Genomic DNA, 18,984 nt, shown 5'->3' with positions numbered 1-18,984 from the left:
CGAGCTTGCTCGCGATGGCGTCATCACTATCACCCAATGACTCAAACCTTACCCGCTTCCCGCTCCTCCATCTGATCCGCCTCAAACAACCGCGCCAATTCCGCCCGGGCTTCCTGGGCGGTCTGCAGCACCTTCGCCGCATCGTCATAAACCGCATGCTGAGCCTCCAGCACCTGTTCATCGTGATGCTTGAAGCGCTTGATCCGTGCATCGGCCTGCGCCTGGGTCAGCCCCAGTCCGACCAGGGTGCGACGACTCATTTCCAGACTCGAATAATAGGTTTCCCGAATCGCCTCGGCGCCAAGGTCCACCAACCGGTGCACATGCTGACGGTTACGGGCCCGGGCGATGATCTTGATGTGCGGATAGAGCTTGTGCACGATCTCGGCGGTCTTGATGTTGGTGTCCGGGTCATCGGTGGCGATGACAAAATATTCCGCCTGCTCGACCTTGGCCGCGCTGAGGATTTCCGGGCGCATCGGATCGCCGTAGAACACCGGCACGCCGCCGAAGCTGCGGGACAGCTCGATGGTTTCCACGGACGTGTCCAGCGCCACGAACTTGATGTTCTGTGCCCGCAGAATCCGCGCCACGATCTGCCCCATCCGACCCATGCCAGCGATCACTACACGCGGTGCGTCGGTGTCGATTTCGCGGAATTTCTCCGGCACCACCACGGGCTGCACCTTCGGCGAATACAGGCGTGCGCACAGCAGCAACAGCAGCGGCGTGACAGCCATGGACAGGGTGATCGTCAGCACCAGCAAATCGTACAGGCGCGCCTCGAACAACCCTTGGTCGCGACCAATCTTGAACACCACAAACGCGAACTCACCGCCGGCCGCCAGCACGATGCCCAGGCGAATCGCGCTGACTTTGCCCAACCCACCGGCCAATCGACCCACCACAAACAGCAGCGGCAGTTTGATTGCGATCAGCAACAAGGTCAGGCCCAACACCGTGATCGGCGCGCTGAGCAGTAGGCTCAGGTTGGCGCCCATGCCGACGCTGATGAAAAACAGCCCCAGCAACAGGCCTTTGAACGGTTCGATCTGCGCTTCCAGTTCGTGACGGTATTCAGAGTCCGCCAGCAGCAACCCGGCGAGGAACGCCCCGAGCGCCATCGACACGCCGACCAGGTCCATCAGCCACGCGGTGCCGATCACCACCAGCAACGCGGTGGCGGTGGACACCTCTGGCAAACCGGTCTTGGCCACCACGCGAAACACCGGGCGCAGCAGATACCGCCCGCCGATCACCACCACCGCGATGCTGCCCAACACCCGCAAGCCGTGATTCAAATCCTCGGCCGCCGTGGTGGTGTGATCGCCGCCCGCCAGCAACGGCACCATGGCGATCAACGGGATCGCCGCGATGTCCTGGAACAGCAGAATCGCAAACGCCAAGCGTCCGTGAGGACTGGTCAGTTCCTTGCGTTCGGCCAGGCTTTGCAGGCCAAACGCGGTGGACGACAGCGCCAGCCCAAGGCCGAGGACGATGGCACTGTTCAACGACTGGCCGAAGACAAACAGCGCCAGCACGCTAATCACCGAGCCGGTCAACAGCACCTGTGCCAGGCCCACGCCAAATACCGATTTACGCATCACCCACAAGCGACGCGGCGACAATTCCAGGCCGATGATGAACAGCAGCAACACCACGCCGAGCTCGGAGATGTGGCTGACGCTTTGTGGGTTGCCGATCAAACCCAGTACCGACGGCCCGATAATGACGCCGGCAAACAGATAACCCAGCACCGCTCCCAATTGCAGGCGTTTGGCCAAGGGCACGGTGAGCACCGCGGCGAACAGAAACACAACGGCGGCTTGTAAAAGGTTGCCTTCATGGGGCATGACAAAACTCCATCTACTCGGTACGGCGGGGGCGACAGGATAAAGGTTGGAGCCACAGGCGTCAGCAAAGAGCTGGAGTCATGCTGTTACAGCTTGCATCAATTGGTTACATTCATAGGATAAGCTGATTAATCTGTCCGTCCCTCGAGTGCACACCATGGCGATCAATTTCGACCTCAACGATCTGCAAGCCTTCCGGGCCGTGGTCGAGCAGGGCAGCTTCCGCAAGGCGGCCGATACCGTGCGCATTTCCCAGCCAGCACTGAGCCGGCGAATTGAAAAACTCGAAGATGCCCTCGGTGTGCGCTTGTTCGAGCGCACCACCCGCAAGGTCAGCCTGACCCAGGCCGGGCGTGGTTTTATGCCGAGTGTCGAGCGATTGCTCGATGACCTTGACGTCGCGTTGCTGGGCATCAGTGAAGTGGCTTCAACCCGGCTCGGCCATGTTACGGTCGCCTGTGTACCCTCGGCGGCTTATTACTTCATGCCGCGCGTAATTGCCCATTACCACCGGCAGTTCCCTCGGATCAAAGTCAAGGTACTGGACTCCAGCGCCCATGACGTGCTCAGCGCAGTGGTCAATGGTGAGGCGGATTTTGGTCTGAGTTTCATGGGCACGCTGGAGGCCGAGGTCGAGTTCGAGCCGCTGGTGCAGGAAGGTTATGTGGTGGCCTGTCGGCGCGATCATCCGTTGGCCGGGCGCAGCAGCGTGAGCTGGGATGAGTTTTATCAGCAGGATTACATCTCGCTGGACAAGACGTCCGGTAATCGTTTTTTGCTGGACCAGGCACTGGCCGGCATCGTGCCGCAGCGACCGAGTATCTGCGAAACCCGTCATGTCACGACGATGATTGGACTGGTGGAGGCAGGGTTGGGTGTGGCTGCGGTGCCATTGATGGCGATGCCGGCAGCCGATCATCCGATCCTGACGCGTGTGCCGCTGACCGACCCGCAGGTGATGCGCAGTGTCGGTCTGATCAAACGCCGGGGGCGAACCCTGACCCCGGCGGCGTTGGAACTGGAACGGCTGGTGGTGGAAATGAAAGTGCAGCCACCCGTTCTCAGCGGCTGACCGAATCCAGACCGGTTGCTTTCACGTCCGACTGAGCGGCCGAGGAGGCCATATAGTCAAGCAGTGCCTTGGCTTCGGCCGGGTGTTGCGCGCCGACCGGTATGCCGGCCGCAAAACGTGTCACTGACTGCACCGATTCCGGAATCTTCGCCACAAAACTGACCCCCGGCACTGGCAGCAATTCGCTGACTTGCTGGAATCCCAACTGATAATCACCTGTGGCAACCACCGAGCCGACCGGGATCTTCGGAATCATCGTCGATTTGGGCTTCAGTTGATCTTCTATGCCCAGACGCTTGAACAGTTGATTCTCGATGTAGACGCCGCTGGCGCTGTCGGAGTACGCCACTGACCGGGCCTCCAGCAAGGTCTTTTTCAGGCCGTCGACAGAGCTGATGTCTGGCTTTGGCGCGCCTGTACGCACCACCAGACCGATCCGCGAATCCGCCAGTTCCACCCGTGAAGCAGGGTCGACCTTGCCTTGTTTGATCAAGTCGTCGAGGGCGTAGCCAACCATGATCACCACGTCAGCCTTCTCGCCTCGGGCGAGGCGATTGGGGATCGCTTCCGGCGCCTTCCCCATCGACGGCCCCAGCGCGGTGTCGAGCGTGTTGCCGGTGGATGCGGCGAACTTCGGACCGAGGATTTTGTAGGCAGCGGTAAAGCCACCGGAGGTCATCACGCGAATCTCTTCAGCCTGGGCGACCGTACTCAGGCCAAGGCTGGCTGCCAAGGCCAGGGCTGCAAAGTTAAATAGCTTCTTCATGGGCATTCTCGAAAAGGACGGGTTCAAGACATCGCCGGTTGCAGGCGACCGGTCGAGCGACGGTAGAGGTACAGCGTCGCGCACAAGGCGCAGAGCGCGGCGAAACTCATCCAGTAGCCGGGCGCGGCCTTGTCGCCGGTGTACTGAATCAGGAAGGTCGACATCGCCGGGGTGAAACCACCGAAAACCGCGGTGGCCAGGCTATAGGCCAGGGAGAATCCGGCGACCCGCACCTCGACTGGCATGATTTCCGTCAGCGCGGCGATCATCGCGCCGTTGTACAAGCCGTAAATGAACGACAGCCACAGCAACACCAGCAGCATGTGCATGAAGCTCGGCGCGTTGACCAGGAAGGTCAGTGCCGGATACGCGGTGGCGAGGGTCAACAACGCCATGGCGATCAACACCGGACGCCGACCGATACGATCGGACAAGGCCCCGCCCAGCGGCAGCCAGCAGAAGTTCGACACACCCACCAGCAAGGTCACCAGCAGCGCATCGGACGTGCTCAGATGCAGCACGGTTTTACCGAACGTCGGTGCGTACACGGTGATCAGGTAGAAGGCCGTCGTGGTCAGCGCGACCATCATCATTCCGGCGAAGACGATCACCCAGTTCTGCGCCAGTGTGCGGAAAACTTCGCCCATACTCGGGCGGTGTTTGCGCGCGGTGAATTCTTCGGTTTCTTCCAGGTTGCGCCGCAGGAAGAAAATGAACGGCACGATCAGGCAGCCAACGAAAAACGGTATCCGCCAGCCCCAGTCGGCAATCATCGCCGGCGCCATCCATTGATTCAGCCCATAACCCAAGGCCGCTGCGACAATAATTGCCACTTGCTGGCTGGCCGACTGCCAACTGGTGAAAAAGCCTTTGTTGCCGGGCGTGGCGATCTCCGAGAGGTACACCGAGACACCGCCCATTTCTGCACCCGCCGAGAAGCCCTGCAGCAATCGGCCGATCAGCACGATGGCCGGTGCGAACAAACCGATGGTCTCGTAACCGGGCACCAACACAATCAATATCGTGCCGCTGGCCATGATCGACAGCGTGACAATCAGCCCTTTGCGCCGGCCCACATCGTCGATGTAAGCACCCAGCACTACTGCACCCAACGGCCGCATGAGGAACCCTGCGCCGAACACCGCGAAGGTCATCATCAGCGAGGCGAATTCGCTGCTGGCCGGGAAGAACACCGCGGCGATCTGCGTGGCGTAAAAGCCGAAAAGGAAGAAGTCGAACTGTTCGAGGAAATTGCCCGACGTGACCCGGAAAATTGCACCGGCGCGAGAACGCCCGGAAGGGATTGATGCTGTCATTGACCTGTACTCCACCGCTTTTATGACGTGCATTGCCTGGACGCAGTGCACGGTTCTTATTGAGGCGAATGGTGGAACAGGGCGATCGATATGATAAGTGCATTGTTGGCATGCATTAATGCGTAGAACGGATCAATGTGCGCCGAAGGAATGATTCACCGCGAGCGCAGTCGGAGTTGGGTATGCCATCAACGGAGGATCACCCATGAACAGCAAAACCCTCATCGCCGCCCTGGCCATTGCCGCTGGCGTTGCCGGTATCAACCCCATCGTTCAGGCGGATGACCCACCCGCAAAAACCGTCCAGCCCGGCGTCAATAACACCCGAGAACTGGTGGTCGGCGACCGCGCCCCGGACATGTATCAACGCACTGAAAAAGCACTGCGCAACTGGAAAGCCAAAGGCCTGAAAGCACCGAAGGAACAGGCGCAGTGGGTGCAGATAAATGACAAGTACATGATGGTGATGATCACCAACGGCACGATTGTGGACATCACGCCGGTGGAGCGTTAGGTCGAACGGGCTATTCGCTGTGAGCGCGCACCGGGCTTTCAGTGCCCAACCGGTACTGATTATTCCCGCTGCGTTTCGCCTCATACATCGCCAGATCCGCAATATGAATCAACCGGTCCATGCTCGGCGCATGGTCCGGGAACACCGCGACCCCGAGACTGGTGCCGATGTGGCGTTGGTCGTTGCCGATGGTGATGGGCGGTGACAGTTCGACGAAGATTTTCTGGCAGATGGTGCGAGCCTCGTCTTGCAGGCTGACGCCTTGGGGCAACCCTTGCAGAATGACCACAAATTCATCGCCGCCGATCCGGGCGACGGTGTCGGTTGAGCGCAGGATTTTCTTCAATCGCGTAGCGGTGGTGATCAGCACCCGGTCGCCGGCCGCATGACCGTAGTGGTCGTTGATTGCCTTGAACCCGTTGAGATCGACAAACACCAACGCCACCCGCGTGGCGCTGACGCGTGCCTGTTCGAGCGCTTCGCACAGGCGCTCTTCAAGCACCAGGCGATTGGGGAGGCCGGTCAACGGGTCGTAATGCGCCAGGTGTTGCAGGTAACTGGCTGAGGCTTTTTCCTCGGTGATGTCGCGCACCACACCCATCATCTTGATGGTGGCGTCATGGTCGTTCTTGACCACGTTGCCGGTTTCCCGCAGCCAGCGAATGCTGCCGTCGGGCCAGACCACGCGGTATTCCTCGTCATGGTTTTCACCGGTTGTCAGGCATCGCAACTCCCCGGCCCGGACGTTGGCCCGGTCGTCCGGGTGTACGCAGGCGCAGAACAGTGCGTAGGAGGGCGTCACCTCGCCGATCTTGAAACCGAACATTCCGTAGATCGCGTCCGACCAGTAGAGTTTGTCGGTGTCGACATCCCAGTCCCAGGTGCCGATGCGGGCGAAATATTGGCTGCGCTTGAAACGCTCGGCGTCGCCATCCTGGCGGATGTGCAGGCCTTCGGACAGGCTGGCGATCAGCGCGCGTTGCTCGGCCAATTGCTTTTGCAGCGAGCGCTCGCGGCAGATCAGCGCAATGATCAGGGCAAGCATCACTGAGCCGATGGCTGCGCTGGTCCAGACGTCATTCATTCAAAAATTGCCATCGTGTCTTAGTGATCCGTGTGCCGTGGTGTCGCTTATCTTAGTTGAGGTAATGCCGGGAACCGCTCGTATGGGTTGCCAAGGGCGCACAATTCTGGGAAAACGGCGCCCATTACACCCTGTTGGGTGCGTGAACAATAGAGTGAACGTGATGAATGATGAATTGCAGATAATCGATCTTGAAGTGGGCGAGGGCAAAGCCGCCGTCAAAGGCGCGCTGATCACCACCCAATACCGCGGCTGGCTGGAAGACGGCACCGAATTCGATTCGTCCTACAGCCGTGGCAAACCTTTTCAGTGTGTGATTGGCACGGGGAGGGTGATCAAGGGTTGGGATCAGGGGATTATGGGGATGCAGGTGGGCGGCAAGCGCAAATTGCGGGTGCCGGCGCATTTGGCCTACGGCGAGCGGACGATGGGCGCGATCACGCCGAATTCGAATTTGATTTTTGAGATTGAATTGCTGGAAGTGCTGACGCGGGATGATTGATTCGTAAGTTGAAGTCAGCGTCGTGGCGAGAAAAAGCCCTCGCCACGAAAGTCGCGCGTTCGAACCCCCGCTGGATCAGGTGAACGCGTCAATATCGTCAAGCGTGTCCGCAATAACTCCTTCAAGGGTTGGGAATTTTTCTTTCACGTTTTCGAATGCCGACAGCACCGGTTCCTTATCCAGCACGCCATGACGGCGAGCCAGATGACCAATAGCCGTGATGGCCGATGCTGTAACCGATTCGGACTCACTTGCGAGGTAATTAAGGCAGGTGTTAAGTGCCCAAGTGTTGTCTGCTTCATTCAACCCGATGGAGACCAATGCTGCAGTAACATTTGTATCCACTCCGCTTGCGAGAAGTTTTGTCGCTTCATCATGGCTCATGGATGGATCTTGATAGAGAAGGCTCACTTTTTCACTCCCAGAATATTGCCCTTGTTATCTACTTTCTTAGCTTTAATCAGAGCATTTTTCATATCTTGGTGGAGTTTATCCCATGGCCTGACATGGCCGTAGTCGCCCAGTTTCTCGACCGGGACAAACCCGGATGAGTTGTCATGGTTGATTACGCCGTTGCGAAGGTTGCAGCTTTTGGTGAACACACAACCCATGGAAGCGGGATGATCCGGTTGTTGAGCTTGTTTGATGAAACGCTCTTCATACGCCTGCTGGCGGGCCAGCATGTCGTCATATGTTTTTTGCCTCGTGTCCCGCTCTGCCAATTCAGTGGCGGTCATGTATCGGCTTGTGACGTGGTGCCCGTCGCCGGACGGTGGGTTCTGAACCCGAGGTATGTCTGTTTTGCGCGCCATGAGCGTCCTTGTTCATCCTTTTTGAAAGCGATGCGGACGCTATATCAATGGGTATTTGATAGATGTAGGACGGTTCTGAAATTTGGTTTGTCGTTGTAAGTAGCGAGGGGGCAACCCCCTCGCCGCAATCAGGCAGATTTCCTCACTACTCCCGCACACCGATGAAGAGGTCCAGGTCAGTCGGTAGCTGCACATCGATAGCCATGGCGATTTGCTGGATTTGCTCGGCGGTCAGCAAGCAGTCCCCGTACACGCTTTCTTCAAGGTTCTTCCAGCCGAGTACACGCATCATTGCGTTTTCAAACTCAGATAGAACGGTCAATTCGTACTTTAAGACGTCACCCTCGTGATCACCTTTTGAAAATCCACTGATCCAAAAAACATAGTGGGTCTCCTGATTTGTTCCCGGAAAGTCCTGCTGAGTGTCGCGGGCGGGGTGCCCGTCGCCTGACGATAGGGTTTGAATCGGAGGTATGTTTGTTTTGCTAGCCATGAGCGTCCTTGTTTCAACTTTTTGAAAGCGAGGCGGACGCTATCTCAATGGGCGTTAAATGGATGTAGGCATTTTCTGAATGTTGAGTTGTTGTTGCAAAAAGTACTGCTCGCTACGGCGCTTGTGGTGAGGGATTTCCCCTCACCACAGATCCCCGTTAGCCTTTCGGATCGATGTTATCTAGCGCCCGATTTACGGCGAGTTCTCCCAGCATGACGACTTGCGCAATCCCCAGCGCCTTGTTGCGATGCGGGCCTTCCAGAAGATCGGCGAAGTCGCTAAGCATCACGCTCGCGGAGGCCATGGATTCGCAGGCATTGGCCAGCAGGCTTTCGCTGTCCATGTCGGGGGCGACCATGAACATGGTGCTGGGTTTGCGCGGGGTTTTGGCGTCTTTGAGGGCGGCGGGGTTGAGGTAGTGATCGAGGGCGCGCTCGGCGGCTTCGTGGAATTTTTTTGAATCGAGGGATTCGTAGGGGGAGGCCGGATCTGTATCGGTTTCTGATTCAGGGGGATTTGGCGTTTCTTTAATCATCATGATGCTCCTTGGTCCATTAGGAGCTGCCGACATCACTTGCAGATGATGGGGTGGCAGCTATGCGCGGGTCTGCAAGACCGGGGAACCAAGAACCCGGCAGACCCGAAAGTCTCCCGCGCAAAGCCGCCATCAAAACGGACACAAAGAGTGTCCTTTTGGCAATGCTATGCGATTAGTTCCACGGGCTTGCAGACCCGATCACTGATGAGCAGTGACAGGAATCAAGTTACCGACGAGCCCCAAGGCGCACAAGCCGGCGGATTCTGGCGCAGTTGTAGGCAAAGGCGCAAGGTGACGTAGCCTCTTGCGACAGTTACAAATGATGTAGTGATCAAGCGGCTAAACACCCCGCAATGACAGACGTTCAGACCTGAAACGTCTCCCGATAGGCATACAACCCCGGCGTTCCCCCGGTCATCACAAACAGCACATTGTCACCGCGCTGGAAACGTCCTTGCCTCAGATCACCCAGCAACCCGGCAAACGCTTTTCCGGAATACACCGGGTCAATCAACAAGCCTTCAGCGCGAGCCATCAGGCGCACCGCGTCGAGCATGGCGGGCGTCGGCAGGCCGTAACCGTCGCCCAGCTGACTGCCATCAATGACAATCTCTGATGCCTGAACCACGACGCGGCTTCCCAACAAGGTCAGTGCGTCCTGAGTCAACTTCACGGTCCTGTCCGCTGACGTGTCCCGGTCAGACAAGACTGAATACGACTTGACGATCGAAGCCCCCCGACCCAGCAACTGGAACCCTGCCGCGAGCCCGGCGTGGGTGCCAGCGCTGCCATTGGGCACGACCACCTGGTTGAAGGTGAGACCCAGTTGGGTTTCCTGCTGCGCGATCTCTGCTGCGCAACTTGCGTAACCGAGACTGCCCAGCGGCGTTGAGCCCCCGGTCGGTATTACCAGAACGGTGCGCCCGGTTTCCCGAAGTTGCACGGCGCGTTTCTCGGCTTCGGCGAAGGAGTCGCTGCCAGCCGCAAGCACCCGTATGTCAGCGCCAAACAACTGATCGAGCAGCACGTTGCCGTTCAGCTCGTAGTCCATTTCGGATTTTGGCACCGACCGGGTCAGGATCAATTCGCAGGCAATGCCCAGGCGGGCACACACGGCGGCCGTCAGGCGTGCATGGTTGGACTGGAGACCTCCGATGGTGATGACCGTGTCGACCCCGGCCGCGAGCGCCGCGCCGAGGTGGAATTCGAGTTTGCGCAGTTTGTTGCCGCCACCGCCGATCAACATGTGATCATCGCGCTTGAGAAACAGGCCGATGCCTTGTGCCTTCAAATCCAGCAGCTGTTCCAGGCGTTCGGCGCGCTGAATCGGCGTCGGACCTTGCAACAGATCTGCCCGCGCGAAAGAACGGAGTGACGTGTCCAGTAGGGTTTGCATCAATGGCACCTCGTTATGCACTTTATTACAGTGACTCTAGGGACAAAGTCCCGGGTGATAAACGCATCGCCGGTTATTACTCCTTTAACCTGATGTATTGAATGCAAGGCAGGGACATGAGCAAACTCAGGCAAATGGAAGTCTTCGTCGCCGTCGTCGAGGCGGGCAGCTTCGCTGATGCGGCCAGTGAAGTCGGCATGTCGGCGGTCATGGTCGGGCGGCATATCCAGGGCCTGGAGAAAACCCTTAATACCCCGCTGATTAAACGCACCACGCGCCGGCAATCCATCACGGCCGAGGGGCGCTTGTTTTACCAGGAAGCCAAACTGGCCCTGGAACAGGTGAAGTACGCGTTCAGTCGGGTGGAAGCGTCCAACCCGGAGCCCAGCGGCCTGCTGCGCATCACCGCGCCGATGAGTCTCGGCGTTTCCCTGGTCGGGCCGCTGGTGGCCGAATTCATGCAGCGTTATCCGCAGATTCAGGTCGAGCTGATTTTGAGCAATGAAGTGATCGACCTGTACGAGACGTCATTCGATCTGGCGTTCAGGATTTCCGAGCTGATTGGCGTCAACCTGCTGGCCACGCCATTGCCGCCGTATCGAATGGTGATCTGCGCCTCGCCCCGGTATCTGGAAAAATGGCAGGAACCACAGTGCCCCGAGGACCTGCATCGGCACCGAATTCTCACCCACACGTCCTGGAACAACCGGTTTGCATGGCCGCTGAGAAACGGCACCAGTGAAGTGCCCTGGCCTGAAAGCGCCGTGTTGAAGAGCAATGACGGTCAGGTGTTGTTGCAGGCGGCCGTGGCCGGTGAGGGGATTTTGATGCAGCCTGACTTTTTGGTCTCGGCGGCGTTGGCCAGTGGTGATTTGGTCCGGATCATGGACGCCTATGTTCCGCCGCCCAAGCCGGTGCAGATGGTGTATCCGCGCTCCAGGAAGTCGCTGCCCAAGCTGCAAGCCTTTGTCGACTTTGTCGCGGATCGACTGGCATGAGCGTGGCGTTCTGAAGCACAGATACCTGCAGTGCTAGCGCACGGTGTAACCGCTGTCGACCACCCAATCCTGGCCGTAAACGTTCCGTGCACCGCGGCTCAGTTGGAACAGGATGACGTCTGCCACTGCACCCGGTTCCAGGAACCTTCCGTCGAGCAGCCGCTGGTTCACCGTGTTGGCGACGTCGCCCAGGTCCTCAGGTTTCAAGCCAAGGGTTGACCAAATCGGGGTGGCGGTGGGGCCCGGCGATACGGTGTTGATACGGATGCCGTGAGGCGCCAACTCTACGGCCAGGGTCCGGGCATGGGCCATCAGTGCTGCTTTCGAGGCGATGTAGGCTGCCAGACCGGGAAAGGTCACGTTGGCCAGGAACGTACCGATGAACACCACCGAAGCGCTCACCTCAAGGTGGCCGCGCAGGCAGGCCAAGGTGTTCAGCGCACCTGCGCCGTTGACCGCCCACTGTCGGTCGAAGGCCGATACATCCAGCCCATCGGCCAGTTGGGCGATGCCTGCATTGGGCACCACGAAGTCCACGGGGCCGAGGGACTGCGCACGATTGGCCAGTCGGGCCAGGTCTTCCGGTCGGGTGACATCCCCGGCCAGCCAGATCAGTTGTTCACCAAAGCGTTCCGCGCATTCGGCCAGGCCACCGAGCTGGCGCGACATCGCCAACACGCGAGCCCCTTGTTCCAATAACCGTTCGGTGACGGCCAGGCCAATGCCGGAACTCGCGCCGGTAACAACGGCCAGGCGATTGTGAAATTCATTGAGCATGCAGCAATCCTTTTTTTGATGAGTCAGCCGTGTTTGAAGGGCGATCGTTGGCTAGTCGAAAGCACGAACAGGGCATCAAAAAACGGGCCAGCCCGGCGCGCCAGACAGGGCGGGGCTTGCATGCTTGATGTAGTTAGTTTGACCACTTGATAGTGGAGTCAAAACGACTGCGCGCTAGTCAATAAGACTTGCCAGTAGTGACCGGGTGATGGTGGCTTGCCAATGTTTCAACCTCTTTCCATGAATGTCTTCTTGCCAGTTCTTCCCGTATCGGCAACCATGCCCGCCATAAAGGGGTAGGGGGTATAGGTATGTCACACATTCACGAACACAAAGACGATTTGCTCAACCGGGTGCGGCGCATTTCAGGCCAGGTCCAGGCCGTGGAGCGCGCGCTGGAGTCCGACGCTGATTGCGCCAAGACCCTGCACCTGGTCGCCGCCATCCGTGGAGCGGTCAATGGTTTGATGGATCAGTTCATCGACGCCCACGCCCGCGAACATGTGGCCCATCCAGGCTTGAGCGACGAAGCACGCGCCGAAGGTCTGGAAGAGTTGCTGCAAGCCATCCGTCGTTATTCGAAATAAGGCCGTATTCCATGACACTGACGCCGCAGGCTTCGCACTTTTCCCACGACCATATGTTCCTGGGGGCTTCCCATGATGAAAACGCCCGCCGCACCTTGTGGGTGGTGGCGTTGACGTTCGTCATGATGATCGGCGAGATTGCCGCCGGTTACCTCACCGGTTCGATGGCACTGCTGGCCGATGGTTTCCACATGGCGACCCATGTCGGTGCCTTGGGTATCGCGGCGGCGGCCTATGGTTTTGCCCGACGTCATGCCAACAATGCCCGCTACAGTTTTGGCACCGGGAAGGTGGGTGATCTGGCCGGGTTTGCCTCGGCCATGGTGCTGGGGCTGGTGTCGCTCGGCATTGCCGTGGAGTCCATCCTGCGGCTGTTCCAGCCGACCACAGTGGCGTTTACGGAGGCGACAGTGATTGCCGTGGTCGGGCTGGCGGTGAACCTCGTCAGTGCCTTTTTACTGGCGGGTAATCATGGGCATCACGGCCATGATCATAGCCACGGCCATCACCACGACCACGCTCACGACAACAACCTGCGCTCAGCCTACGTCCACGTACTTGCCGATGCCCTGACCTCGGTGCTTGCCATCGCGGCCTTGCTGGCCGGCCGTTACCTCGGCTGGGTTTGGCTGGATCCGGTGATGGGCATCGTCGGCGCGATTGTCATTGCTAAATGGGCCTATGGCCTGATGCGCGACAGTGCGGCGGTGTTGCTCGACACCACCGATGAGCCTGTTGCTGCTGAAATTCGTGAGTTGCTGGAATCGGCGGGTGACGTGCGCATCAGCGACCTGCACGTCTGGCAGGTCGGGCCTGATGCTCGGGCAGCGATTGTCAGTGTCGTGGCCATCGCCCATGTCAGTGCCGACACGATTCGCGAACGCCTGGCACCGGTTCATGAGTTGTCTCACCTGACCGTTGAGTTTCGTATCGCTTGACGCCGCTGGCGGAGCGATCATTGAAATGCGGCAGGCGGCTGTTGAGGGAAGCGTGGTAGTGCCAGGTCAGGCCATCCCATTCGGGTCGATGGGCCAGAATCTCCGTCAATGTCGCCCGGGCAATCTCCAGCGCCAATATTTGCCCAGGACATTGATGACGGCCCTGGCCAAAGGTGAAGCTGCGCCGATGTGGTCGATCAAGAATAAAGACGTCGGGATGCTCATTGAGCAGCGGGTCACGATTGGCCGACGCCAGCAGCACCAGAATCACATCGCCTGGATTGAGGATCATCCCCTCGATTTCGCACGGTGCCGCGACAAATCGGCGGGTGTTCTGCACCGATGGGTCGAAACGCTGAACTTCGGCGATCAAGTCGTCAACGGGCGTCGAGTCGCGTAACAGCGACGGTTTTTTAATCAACGCCAATATCGCGTTGCCGATCAGTCCGGCAGTGGCTTCATACGTCTGGGAAAACAGACCAATCAGATTGGCAATCAGCGTTTCAGGATCGCCCGCGAATCGCGCTCGAATCCCGGCGAGCAGTGAGCTTTTATTGCCCGGATCATCCAGCAACTCAACGAAATACCCGCTTAACTGCTCCGCCGCAGCGTGGGCAGCCTTCAGTTGCAGCGGATCACTGAGCGGCGACAGGCACGCGACGAAATCCGCCGTCAATTCGCTGATCGCCCGACCCTGAGCCGGCGAGAACCCCAACAGCGCCGCCACCACGCAAACCGGCCCGCGAAACATGGCGTTGTACAACCCGTCGGCATCCGGTGTGATCAACCGCGCGCTCACCAGTGCACTGACCTCGTCCGCATCAATCAGCGCCAAACCCGGCTGAATCGCCGACCTCGGGCAACGCTGGCGCTCGCCCTCATTCATCCGCATCAACTGCCCAAACACCTTTCCGGCCAATCCGTCGACAATGGCTTTGGGCACCGGCTCAGCGGCCGGCCGAACATGGCAATCCGGGTGCGCCAGCACCGCCGCAACGGCCTCGGCGCTGCTCGCTACCCACAGTTTCAGTGCTTGGTGAAAAACCAGCCCACCCTCGGCGCGCAGCCGGGCGTAATAAGGATAGGGATCGGCATGAGTCGCAGCGATGATCGGGTCCATGGGTCGCAGCCTTGTTTGTGGTGGGAGAAGTGTTGCTACTATCTCCAGTTCGAAACGGCCTTGATTCGTCCGGGAGCGAAATATGAACGTTGAACAACACGACATCGGTGTCTCTCAAGTGGCGGCGGCCATCGCGGAACCGGCCCGGACGAAAATCCTCTATTCGCTGATGGACGGCCACGCGCGCACCAGCACCGAGCTGGCGGCGATTGCTGAAGTCAGCGCTTCCACCGCCAGCGCGCACCTGGCGAAGCTCAGGGATCTGGCGCTGCTGCGTTTGCACGTGCAGGGCCGCCATCGTTATTACAGCCTCGCCGACAAGCGCGTGGCCCAGGCACTGGAGGCGCTGATGGTCATCGGCCAGAACACTGCGCCGTCCTTCAACTCGCGTATACCGGATCGCCTGCAATTCGCCCGTACCTGCTACGACCACATGGCCGGGACACTGGCGGTGTTGCTGCACGACCGGATGCTGGAAAAAGGCTGGTTGCTGGAAACTGACGAGCAGGCTTATCGCCTGAGCGACAGTGGCGAGGCCTTGATGAAAGGGCTGGGCATTGAAGTCAACGACCTGAACACTTTGCGCCGCCGCTTCGCGTGCCCGTGCCTGGACTGGAGCATGCGCCGCCCGCATCTGGGGGGCTCGCTGGGGGCGGCGTTGCTGCAAACCGCGATCAAGCGCAAATGGGTGACTCAGGATCTGGACAGTCGGGCGCTGGCGTTGACGGTACTGGGGCGCAAGGAATTGGCTGCACAGTTCGACCTGACGCTGGCGCAGCCAACCGTGCAACCCCTCCGCGAACAACGGCCACCGCAACCTGCGCGTGATGTGATCTGACCCGACCAAGGGTTCGTTGACGGCTTGTGCCTTGAAGGTCGACCCTATACTGTATATCCAAACAGTAAAAGGCGTGCCCCATGGAACTCATCGACAAGCTCAGCATTCTCGCCGACGCCGCCAAATACGACGCGTCGTGCGCCAGCAGCGGCGCACCGAAGCGTAGCTCCGAGGGCAAGAGCGGCCTGGGCTCGACCGACGGCATGGGCATTTGCCACAGCTACACGCCGGACGGGCGCTGTGTGTCGTTGCTGAAGGTTCTGCTGACCAACTTCTGTCTCTACGACTGCCAGTATTGCGTCAATCGACGTTCCAGCGACGTGCCTCGCGCACGTTTCACGCCGGAAGAAGTGGTGACGCTGACCCTGGATTTCTACCGACGCAACTGCGTCAGCGGGTTGTTTCTCAGTTCCGGGATCATTCGCTCGGCGGACTACACCATGGAGCAACTGATCCGTGTGGCGAAGCTGCTGCGCGAAGACCACGAATTCCGGGGCTACATCCACCTCAAGACCATTCCCGAAGCCGATCCGGCGCTGATCGAGGAAGCGGGGCGCTACGCCGATCGCTTGAGCGTGAACATTGAACTGCCCACCGACGCCAGCCTGAAAACCCTGGCCCCGGAGAAACAGCTGGGCTCGATCAAACAGGCCATGCAAACCATCTACACCGGTGTCCAGACCGTACTCAACGAACCTCGCGCACCGAAATTTGCCCCGGCCGGGCAGAGCACGCAGATGATTGTCGGCGCCGATGACACCGATGACAGCACCATTCTCCATAGCGCCCAGGCGCTGTACGGCAACTTCAGTTTGCGAAGGGTCTATTACTCGGCATTCAGCCCGATCCCCAACAGCCCGAAAAGCGTGCCGCTGGCCGCGCCGCCATTGATGCGCGAACACCGTTTGTATCAGGCGGACTTCCTGTTGCGCAGCTACGGCTTTACCGCTGGCGAGCTGTTCAAGGGGCCCGGGCACCTGGCGCTCGACATCGATCCGAAACTGGCGTGGGCATTGGAGAATCGCGAGATCTTCCCACTGGACCTCAATCGCGCCGAGGCATCGTTGATCGCACGCATTCCCGGTATTGGCCTGCGCACCACCGAGCGCCTGGTGGAATTGCGCCGTCAGCGCCGCATCCGCTACGAAGACCTGGCCCGAATGCGTTGCGTGCTGGCCAAGGCCAAACCGTTCTTCATCACCAGCGATTACCACCCGCAGCAGGCCGAGGTCACCAGCCATTTGCTGTATCAGCAATTGCGCGACCGGCCACAGCCGCAACAAATGGGGTTATGGGGATGATCAGTCTGGATTGCGATGACCTGTTCGACACCTGGCGCCAGCAGGCACGCTGGCTGCTCAGTCATGAGGTGGACCCGAGCCGGGTGAGTTGGGCCAGTGAAGGCGTCTGCGATCTGTTCGCCAGCGACGATGCGCCACCTCAAACCCTGGGGCCGTTTCACGCACGAATACCGCGAACGCTGTTGGACACCCTGGAACGCGCCGCTCGTTACAGGGGGGATCAACGTTGGAGTCTGTTGTACGAAGTGCTGTGGCGGGTCAGTCATGGGGACCGCACCGCGATGCTGGCCGGGGACAAGTTAGGCAGTAAATTTCATAGAAGAATCAAACAGGTACAGCGTGAAGCTCATCACTTGCATGCATTTGTACGATTCGTCGCGATGCCTGAAGGTGAGGGCCCGCAGTACGTCGCCTGGCACGAACCGGCCCACGACATCCTGCACAGTGCCAGTGAGCATTTTATCGGGCGCATGGGCCGGCATCGCTGGTTGATTGCAACGCCCAGGGACGGGGTCTACTACGACGGTGAGCAGTTGATCCACCGACGCCAGTGCCCGGTTGAATGGCAGCAGCTGGCACAAAACGTCGACGACCCGCACAGCGACATGTGGTTGACCTACTACAGCCATATCTTTAATCCGGCGCGCCTGAACCCTAAAGTCATGCAAGGGCATTTGCCGGCCCGGTTCTGGAAGAACCTGCCTGAGGGCGCGTTGATTCCGGGGCTGATCACCCAGGCACGCACGGGTAAGCAACAGGATGGTCAGGCGAGCGGAATCAAGGACAGGGGCGGTAAACGTATTGCGCGGGGAGAAGCCGGGTATCGCTGATAAAAAAAGCCCCCCATCGCCAAAGCGATGGAGGGCTTCGATGCTGCTGGGGTCAGATCAAACCTTGACGATCCAGCCCGCTGGCGCTTCGACGTCACCAGTTTGAACACCGGTCAGCTCTTTGTAGAGCTTCTGGGTGACTGGGCCGACTTCGGTTTCGCTGTGGAACACGTGCAGATGGTCGTTGTAGCTGATGCCGCCGATCGGCGTGATCACGGCAGCGGTACCGCAAGCGCCGGCTTCCTTGAAGTCGGACAGCTTGTCGATGAACACGTCACCTTCAACCACTTCCAGGCCCAGACGCGATTTGGCCAGTTCGATCAACGACAGGCGGGTGATGCCCGGCAGTACCGACGGCGAGTTCGGCGTGACGAACTTGTTGTCGTGGGTGATCCCGAAGAAGTTGGCCGAGCCGACTTCTTCGATTTTGGTGTGGGTCATCGGGTCCAGATAGATGCAGTCGGCGAAGTGGGCTTTCTTGGCCTGGGAACCTGGCATCAGGCTGGCCGCGTAGTTGCCACCGACCTTGGCTGCACCGGTGCCTTGTGGGGCGGCGCGGTCGTAGCTGGAGATCAGGAAGTTGTGCGGGGTCAGGCCACCTTTGAAGTAAGCGCCGACCGGAATGCAGAAGATCGAGAAGATGAACTCGGGTGCAGTGCGCACGCCGATGTTGTCGCCCACGCCGATCACGAACGGACGCAGGTACAGCGCGCCGCCAGTGCCGTAAGGCGGGATGAAACGCTCGTTGGCACGAACCACTTCCTTGCAGGCTTCGACGAACTGCTCGGTGGACACCTGTGGCATCAGCAGGCGGGCGCAGCTGCGTTGCATGCGGGCGGCGTTCTGATCCGGGCGGAACAGGTTGATCGAACCGTCCTTGCAACGATAGGCCTTCAGGCCCTCGAAGCATTGCTGGCCATAGTGAAGGGCAGTGGAGCCTTCGCTGATGTGCAGCACGTTGTCTTCGGTCAGGGTGCCTGCGTCCCACTCGCCATTACGCCAGTGCGACAGATAGCGCTTGTCTGTCTTGATGTAGTCAAAACCCAACTTGTCCCAATTGATGCTTTCGTTACCCATGACACCCTCTATCACTTAACAACCGCCGAAACGATTCAAGGCTTCTGACGTTTTTCTGGATGGGGACAACAATACTTCATTCCGGGCCTGTTTCGCAGCCCGGACTATCGGATGACAGACAGATAAATCGAGTTGACCTCAAGAAATCACTAGCAGGCTAGCTCCCATAGGA

The 18,984-nt window shown here is 59.2% G+C and carries 21 protein-coding genes; 9 read left to right on the top strand and 12 right to left on the bottom strand.

Features of this window, described 5'->3' with window-relative positions; genetic code table 11:
* Positions 1-41: 41 nt before the first annotated feature.
* Positions 42-1,853 (bottom strand): monovalent cation:proton antiporter-2 (CPA2) family protein, encoded by a 1,812-nt coding sequence (locus tag K0F88_RS08705; protein ID WP_219094840.1) that lies wholly within the window; start codon positions 1,851-1,853, stop codon positions 42-44.
* 157 nt (positions 1,854-2,010) lie between these two features.
* On the opposite strand from K0F88_RS08705, the gene K0F88_RS08700 reads away from it, so the two are divergent.
* Complete coding sequence (locus K0F88_RS08700; protein ID WP_094471928.1) at positions 2,011-2,925, top strand: LysR family transcriptional regulator; 915 nt, start codon at positions 2,011-2,013, stop codon at positions 2,923-2,925.
* Here the strand turns inward: K0F88_RS08700 and K0F88_RS08695 are convergent.
* The gene (locus tag K0F88_RS08695) at positions 2,915-3,691 is read right to left on the bottom strand and encodes a substrate-binding domain-containing protein (protein ID WP_219094839.1); all 777 of its coding nucleotides are present in this window, start codon (positions 3,689-3,691) and stop codon (positions 2,915-2,917) included. The genes K0F88_RS08700 and K0F88_RS08695 overlap by 11 nt on opposite strands.
* A gap of 23 nt (positions 3,692-3,714) precedes the next feature.
* Positions 3,715-5,007 (bottom strand): MFS transporter, encoded by a 1,293-nt coding sequence (locus tag K0F88_RS08690; protein ID WP_219094838.1) that lies wholly within the window; start codon positions 5,005-5,007, stop codon positions 3,715-3,717.
* A 205-nt stretch (positions 5,008-5,212) separates the two neighbouring features.
* Here K0F88_RS08690 and K0F88_RS08685 point away from each other — a divergent pair, with 205 nt between their 5' ends.
* Positions 5,213-5,521 carry an RcnB family protein gene (locus K0F88_RS08685; protein ID WP_094471931.1) on the top strand — a complete coding sequence of 103 codons (309 nt, stop codon included), beginning with the start codon at positions 5,213-5,215 and terminating at the stop codon, positions 5,519-5,521.
* Positions 5,522-5,531: 10 nt separating this feature from the next.
* Here the strand turns inward: K0F88_RS08685 and K0F88_RS08680 are convergent, their stop codons facing one another.
* Complete coding sequence (locus K0F88_RS08680; protein WP_094471932.1) at positions 5,532-6,605, bottom strand: sensor domain-containing diguanylate cyclase; 1,074 nt, start codon at positions 6,603-6,605, stop codon at positions 5,532-5,534.
* Positions 6,606-6,768: 163 nt separating this feature from the next.
* On the opposite strand from K0F88_RS08680, the gene K0F88_RS08675 reads away from it, so the two are divergent.
* Positions 6,769-7,107 (top strand): FKBP-type peptidyl-prolyl cis-trans isomerase, encoded by a 339-nt coding sequence (locus tag K0F88_RS08675; protein WP_094471933.1) that lies wholly within the window; start codon positions 6,769-6,771, stop codon positions 7,105-7,107.
* Positions 7,108-7,182: 75 nt separating this feature from the next.
* On the opposite strand, the gene K0F88_RS08670 is transcribed toward K0F88_RS08675, so the two are convergent.
* The 5 genes from K0F88_RS08670 to K0F88_RS08650 form a co-directional block, all read right to left on the bottom strand.
* Entirely contained in the window at positions 7,183-7,491 is a 309-nt protein-coding gene (locus K0F88_RS08670) for a hypothetical protein (protein WP_257605208.1), read from the bottom strand.
* A gap of 23 nt (positions 7,492-7,514) precedes the next feature.
* Entirely contained in the window at positions 7,515-7,844 is a 330-nt protein-coding gene (locus K0F88_RS08665; protein WP_219094836.1) for a hypothetical protein, read from the bottom strand.
* 220 nt (positions 7,845-8,064) lie between these two features.
* Positions 8,065-8,412 (bottom strand): pyocin S6 family toxin immunity protein, encoded by a 348-nt coding sequence (locus tag K0F88_RS08660; protein WP_306823111.1) that lies wholly within the window; start codon positions 8,410-8,412, stop codon positions 8,065-8,067.
* A gap of 157 nt (positions 8,413-8,569) precedes the next feature.
* On the bottom strand, positions 8,570-8,947 hold the full coding sequence (locus K0F88_RS08655) for a DUF6124 family protein (RefSeq protein WP_219094920.1): 378 nt from the start codon (positions 8,945-8,947) through the stop codon (positions 8,570-8,572).
* 367 nt (positions 8,948-9,314) lie between these two features.
* On the bottom strand, positions 9,315-10,346 hold the full coding sequence (locus K0F88_RS08650) for a D-cysteine desulfhydrase family protein (protein WP_094471934.1): 1,032 nt from the start codon (positions 10,344-10,346) through the stop codon (positions 9,315-9,317).
* Positions 10,347-10,462: 116 nt separating this feature from the next.
* Here K0F88_RS08650 and K0F88_RS08645 point away from each other — a divergent pair, with 116 nt between their 5' ends.
* The gene (locus tag K0F88_RS08645; protein ID WP_094471935.1) at positions 10,463-11,344 is read left to right on the top strand and encodes a LysR family transcriptional regulator; all 882 of its coding nucleotides are present in this window, start codon (positions 10,463-10,465) and stop codon (positions 11,342-11,344) included.
* A 33-nt stretch (positions 11,345-11,377) separates the two neighbouring features.
* Here the strand turns inward: K0F88_RS08645 and K0F88_RS08640 are convergent, their stop codons facing one another.
* Positions 11,378-12,121 (bottom strand): SDR family NAD(P)-dependent oxidoreductase, encoded by a 744-nt coding sequence (locus K0F88_RS08640; RefSeq protein ID WP_094471936.1) that lies wholly within the window; start codon positions 12,119-12,121, stop codon positions 11,378-11,380.
* 311 nt (positions 12,122-12,432) lie between these two features.
* Here K0F88_RS08640 and K0F88_RS08635 point away from each other — a divergent pair, with 311 nt between their 5' ends.
* On the top strand, positions 12,433-12,708 hold the full coding sequence (locus K0F88_RS08635) for a metal/formaldehyde-sensitive transcriptional repressor (protein ID WP_219094835.1): 276 nt from the start codon (positions 12,433-12,435) through the stop codon (positions 12,706-12,708).
* 11 nt (positions 12,709-12,719) lie between these two features.
* A complete protein-coding gene (gene dmeF, locus K0F88_RS08630) occupies positions 12,720-13,646 on the top strand; it encodes a CDF family Co(II)/Ni(II) efflux transporter DmeF (protein ID WP_219094834.1) in 927 nt (308 codons plus the stop codon).
* Here dmeF and K0F88_RS08625 read toward each other — a convergent pair.
* On the bottom strand, positions 13,567-14,766 hold the full coding sequence (locus K0F88_RS08625) for a cytochrome P450 (RefSeq protein WP_219094833.1): 1,200 nt from the start codon (positions 14,764-14,766) through the stop codon (positions 13,567-13,569). The genes dmeF and K0F88_RS08625 overlap by 80 nt on opposite strands.
* 82 nt (positions 14,767-14,848) lie before the next feature.
* On the opposite strand from K0F88_RS08625, the gene K0F88_RS08620 reads away from it, so the two are divergent.
* The 3 genes from K0F88_RS08620 (at position 14,849) to K0F88_RS08610 (ending at position 17,735) form a co-directional block, all read left to right on the top strand.
* On the top strand, positions 14,849-15,604 hold the full coding sequence (locus K0F88_RS08620; protein ID WP_219094832.1) for a helix-turn-helix transcriptional regulator: 756 nt from the start codon (positions 14,849-14,851) through the stop codon (positions 15,602-15,604).
* Between the two features lie 80 nt (positions 15,605-15,684).
* A complete protein-coding gene (locus tag K0F88_RS08615) occupies positions 15,685-16,905 on the top strand; it encodes a putative DNA modification/repair radical SAM protein (protein WP_219094831.1) in 1,221 nt (406 codons plus the stop codon).
* The gene (locus tag K0F88_RS08610; protein ID WP_219094830.1) at positions 16,902-17,735 is read left to right on the top strand and encodes a TIGR03915 family putative DNA repair protein; all 834 of its coding nucleotides are present in this window, start codon (positions 16,902-16,904) and stop codon (positions 17,733-17,735) included. Before K0F88_RS08615 ends, K0F88_RS08610 begins: the two co-directional genes overlap by 4 nt.
* A 57-nt stretch (positions 17,736-17,792) precedes the next feature.
* Here K0F88_RS08610 and K0F88_RS08605 read toward each other — a convergent pair whose 3' ends face one another.
* Positions 17,793-18,812: a branched-chain amino acid aminotransferase gene (locus K0F88_RS08605; protein ID WP_219094829.1), complete on the bottom strand. Its 1,020-nt coding sequence runs from the start codon at positions 18,810-18,812 to the stop codon at positions 17,793-17,795.
* Positions 18,813-18,984 lie beyond the last annotated feature (172 nt).

Source organism: Pseudomonas sp. UMAB-40 (genome assembly GCF_900095275.1).
Classification (GTDB): domain Bacteria; phylum Pseudomonadota; class Gammaproteobacteria; order Pseudomonadales; family Pseudomonadaceae; genus Aquipseudomonas; species Aquipseudomonas mandelii_B.
The sequence above is the reverse complement of the archived record's forward strand: the minus strand, read 5'-3'. Positions and strand labels throughout refer to the sequence as shown.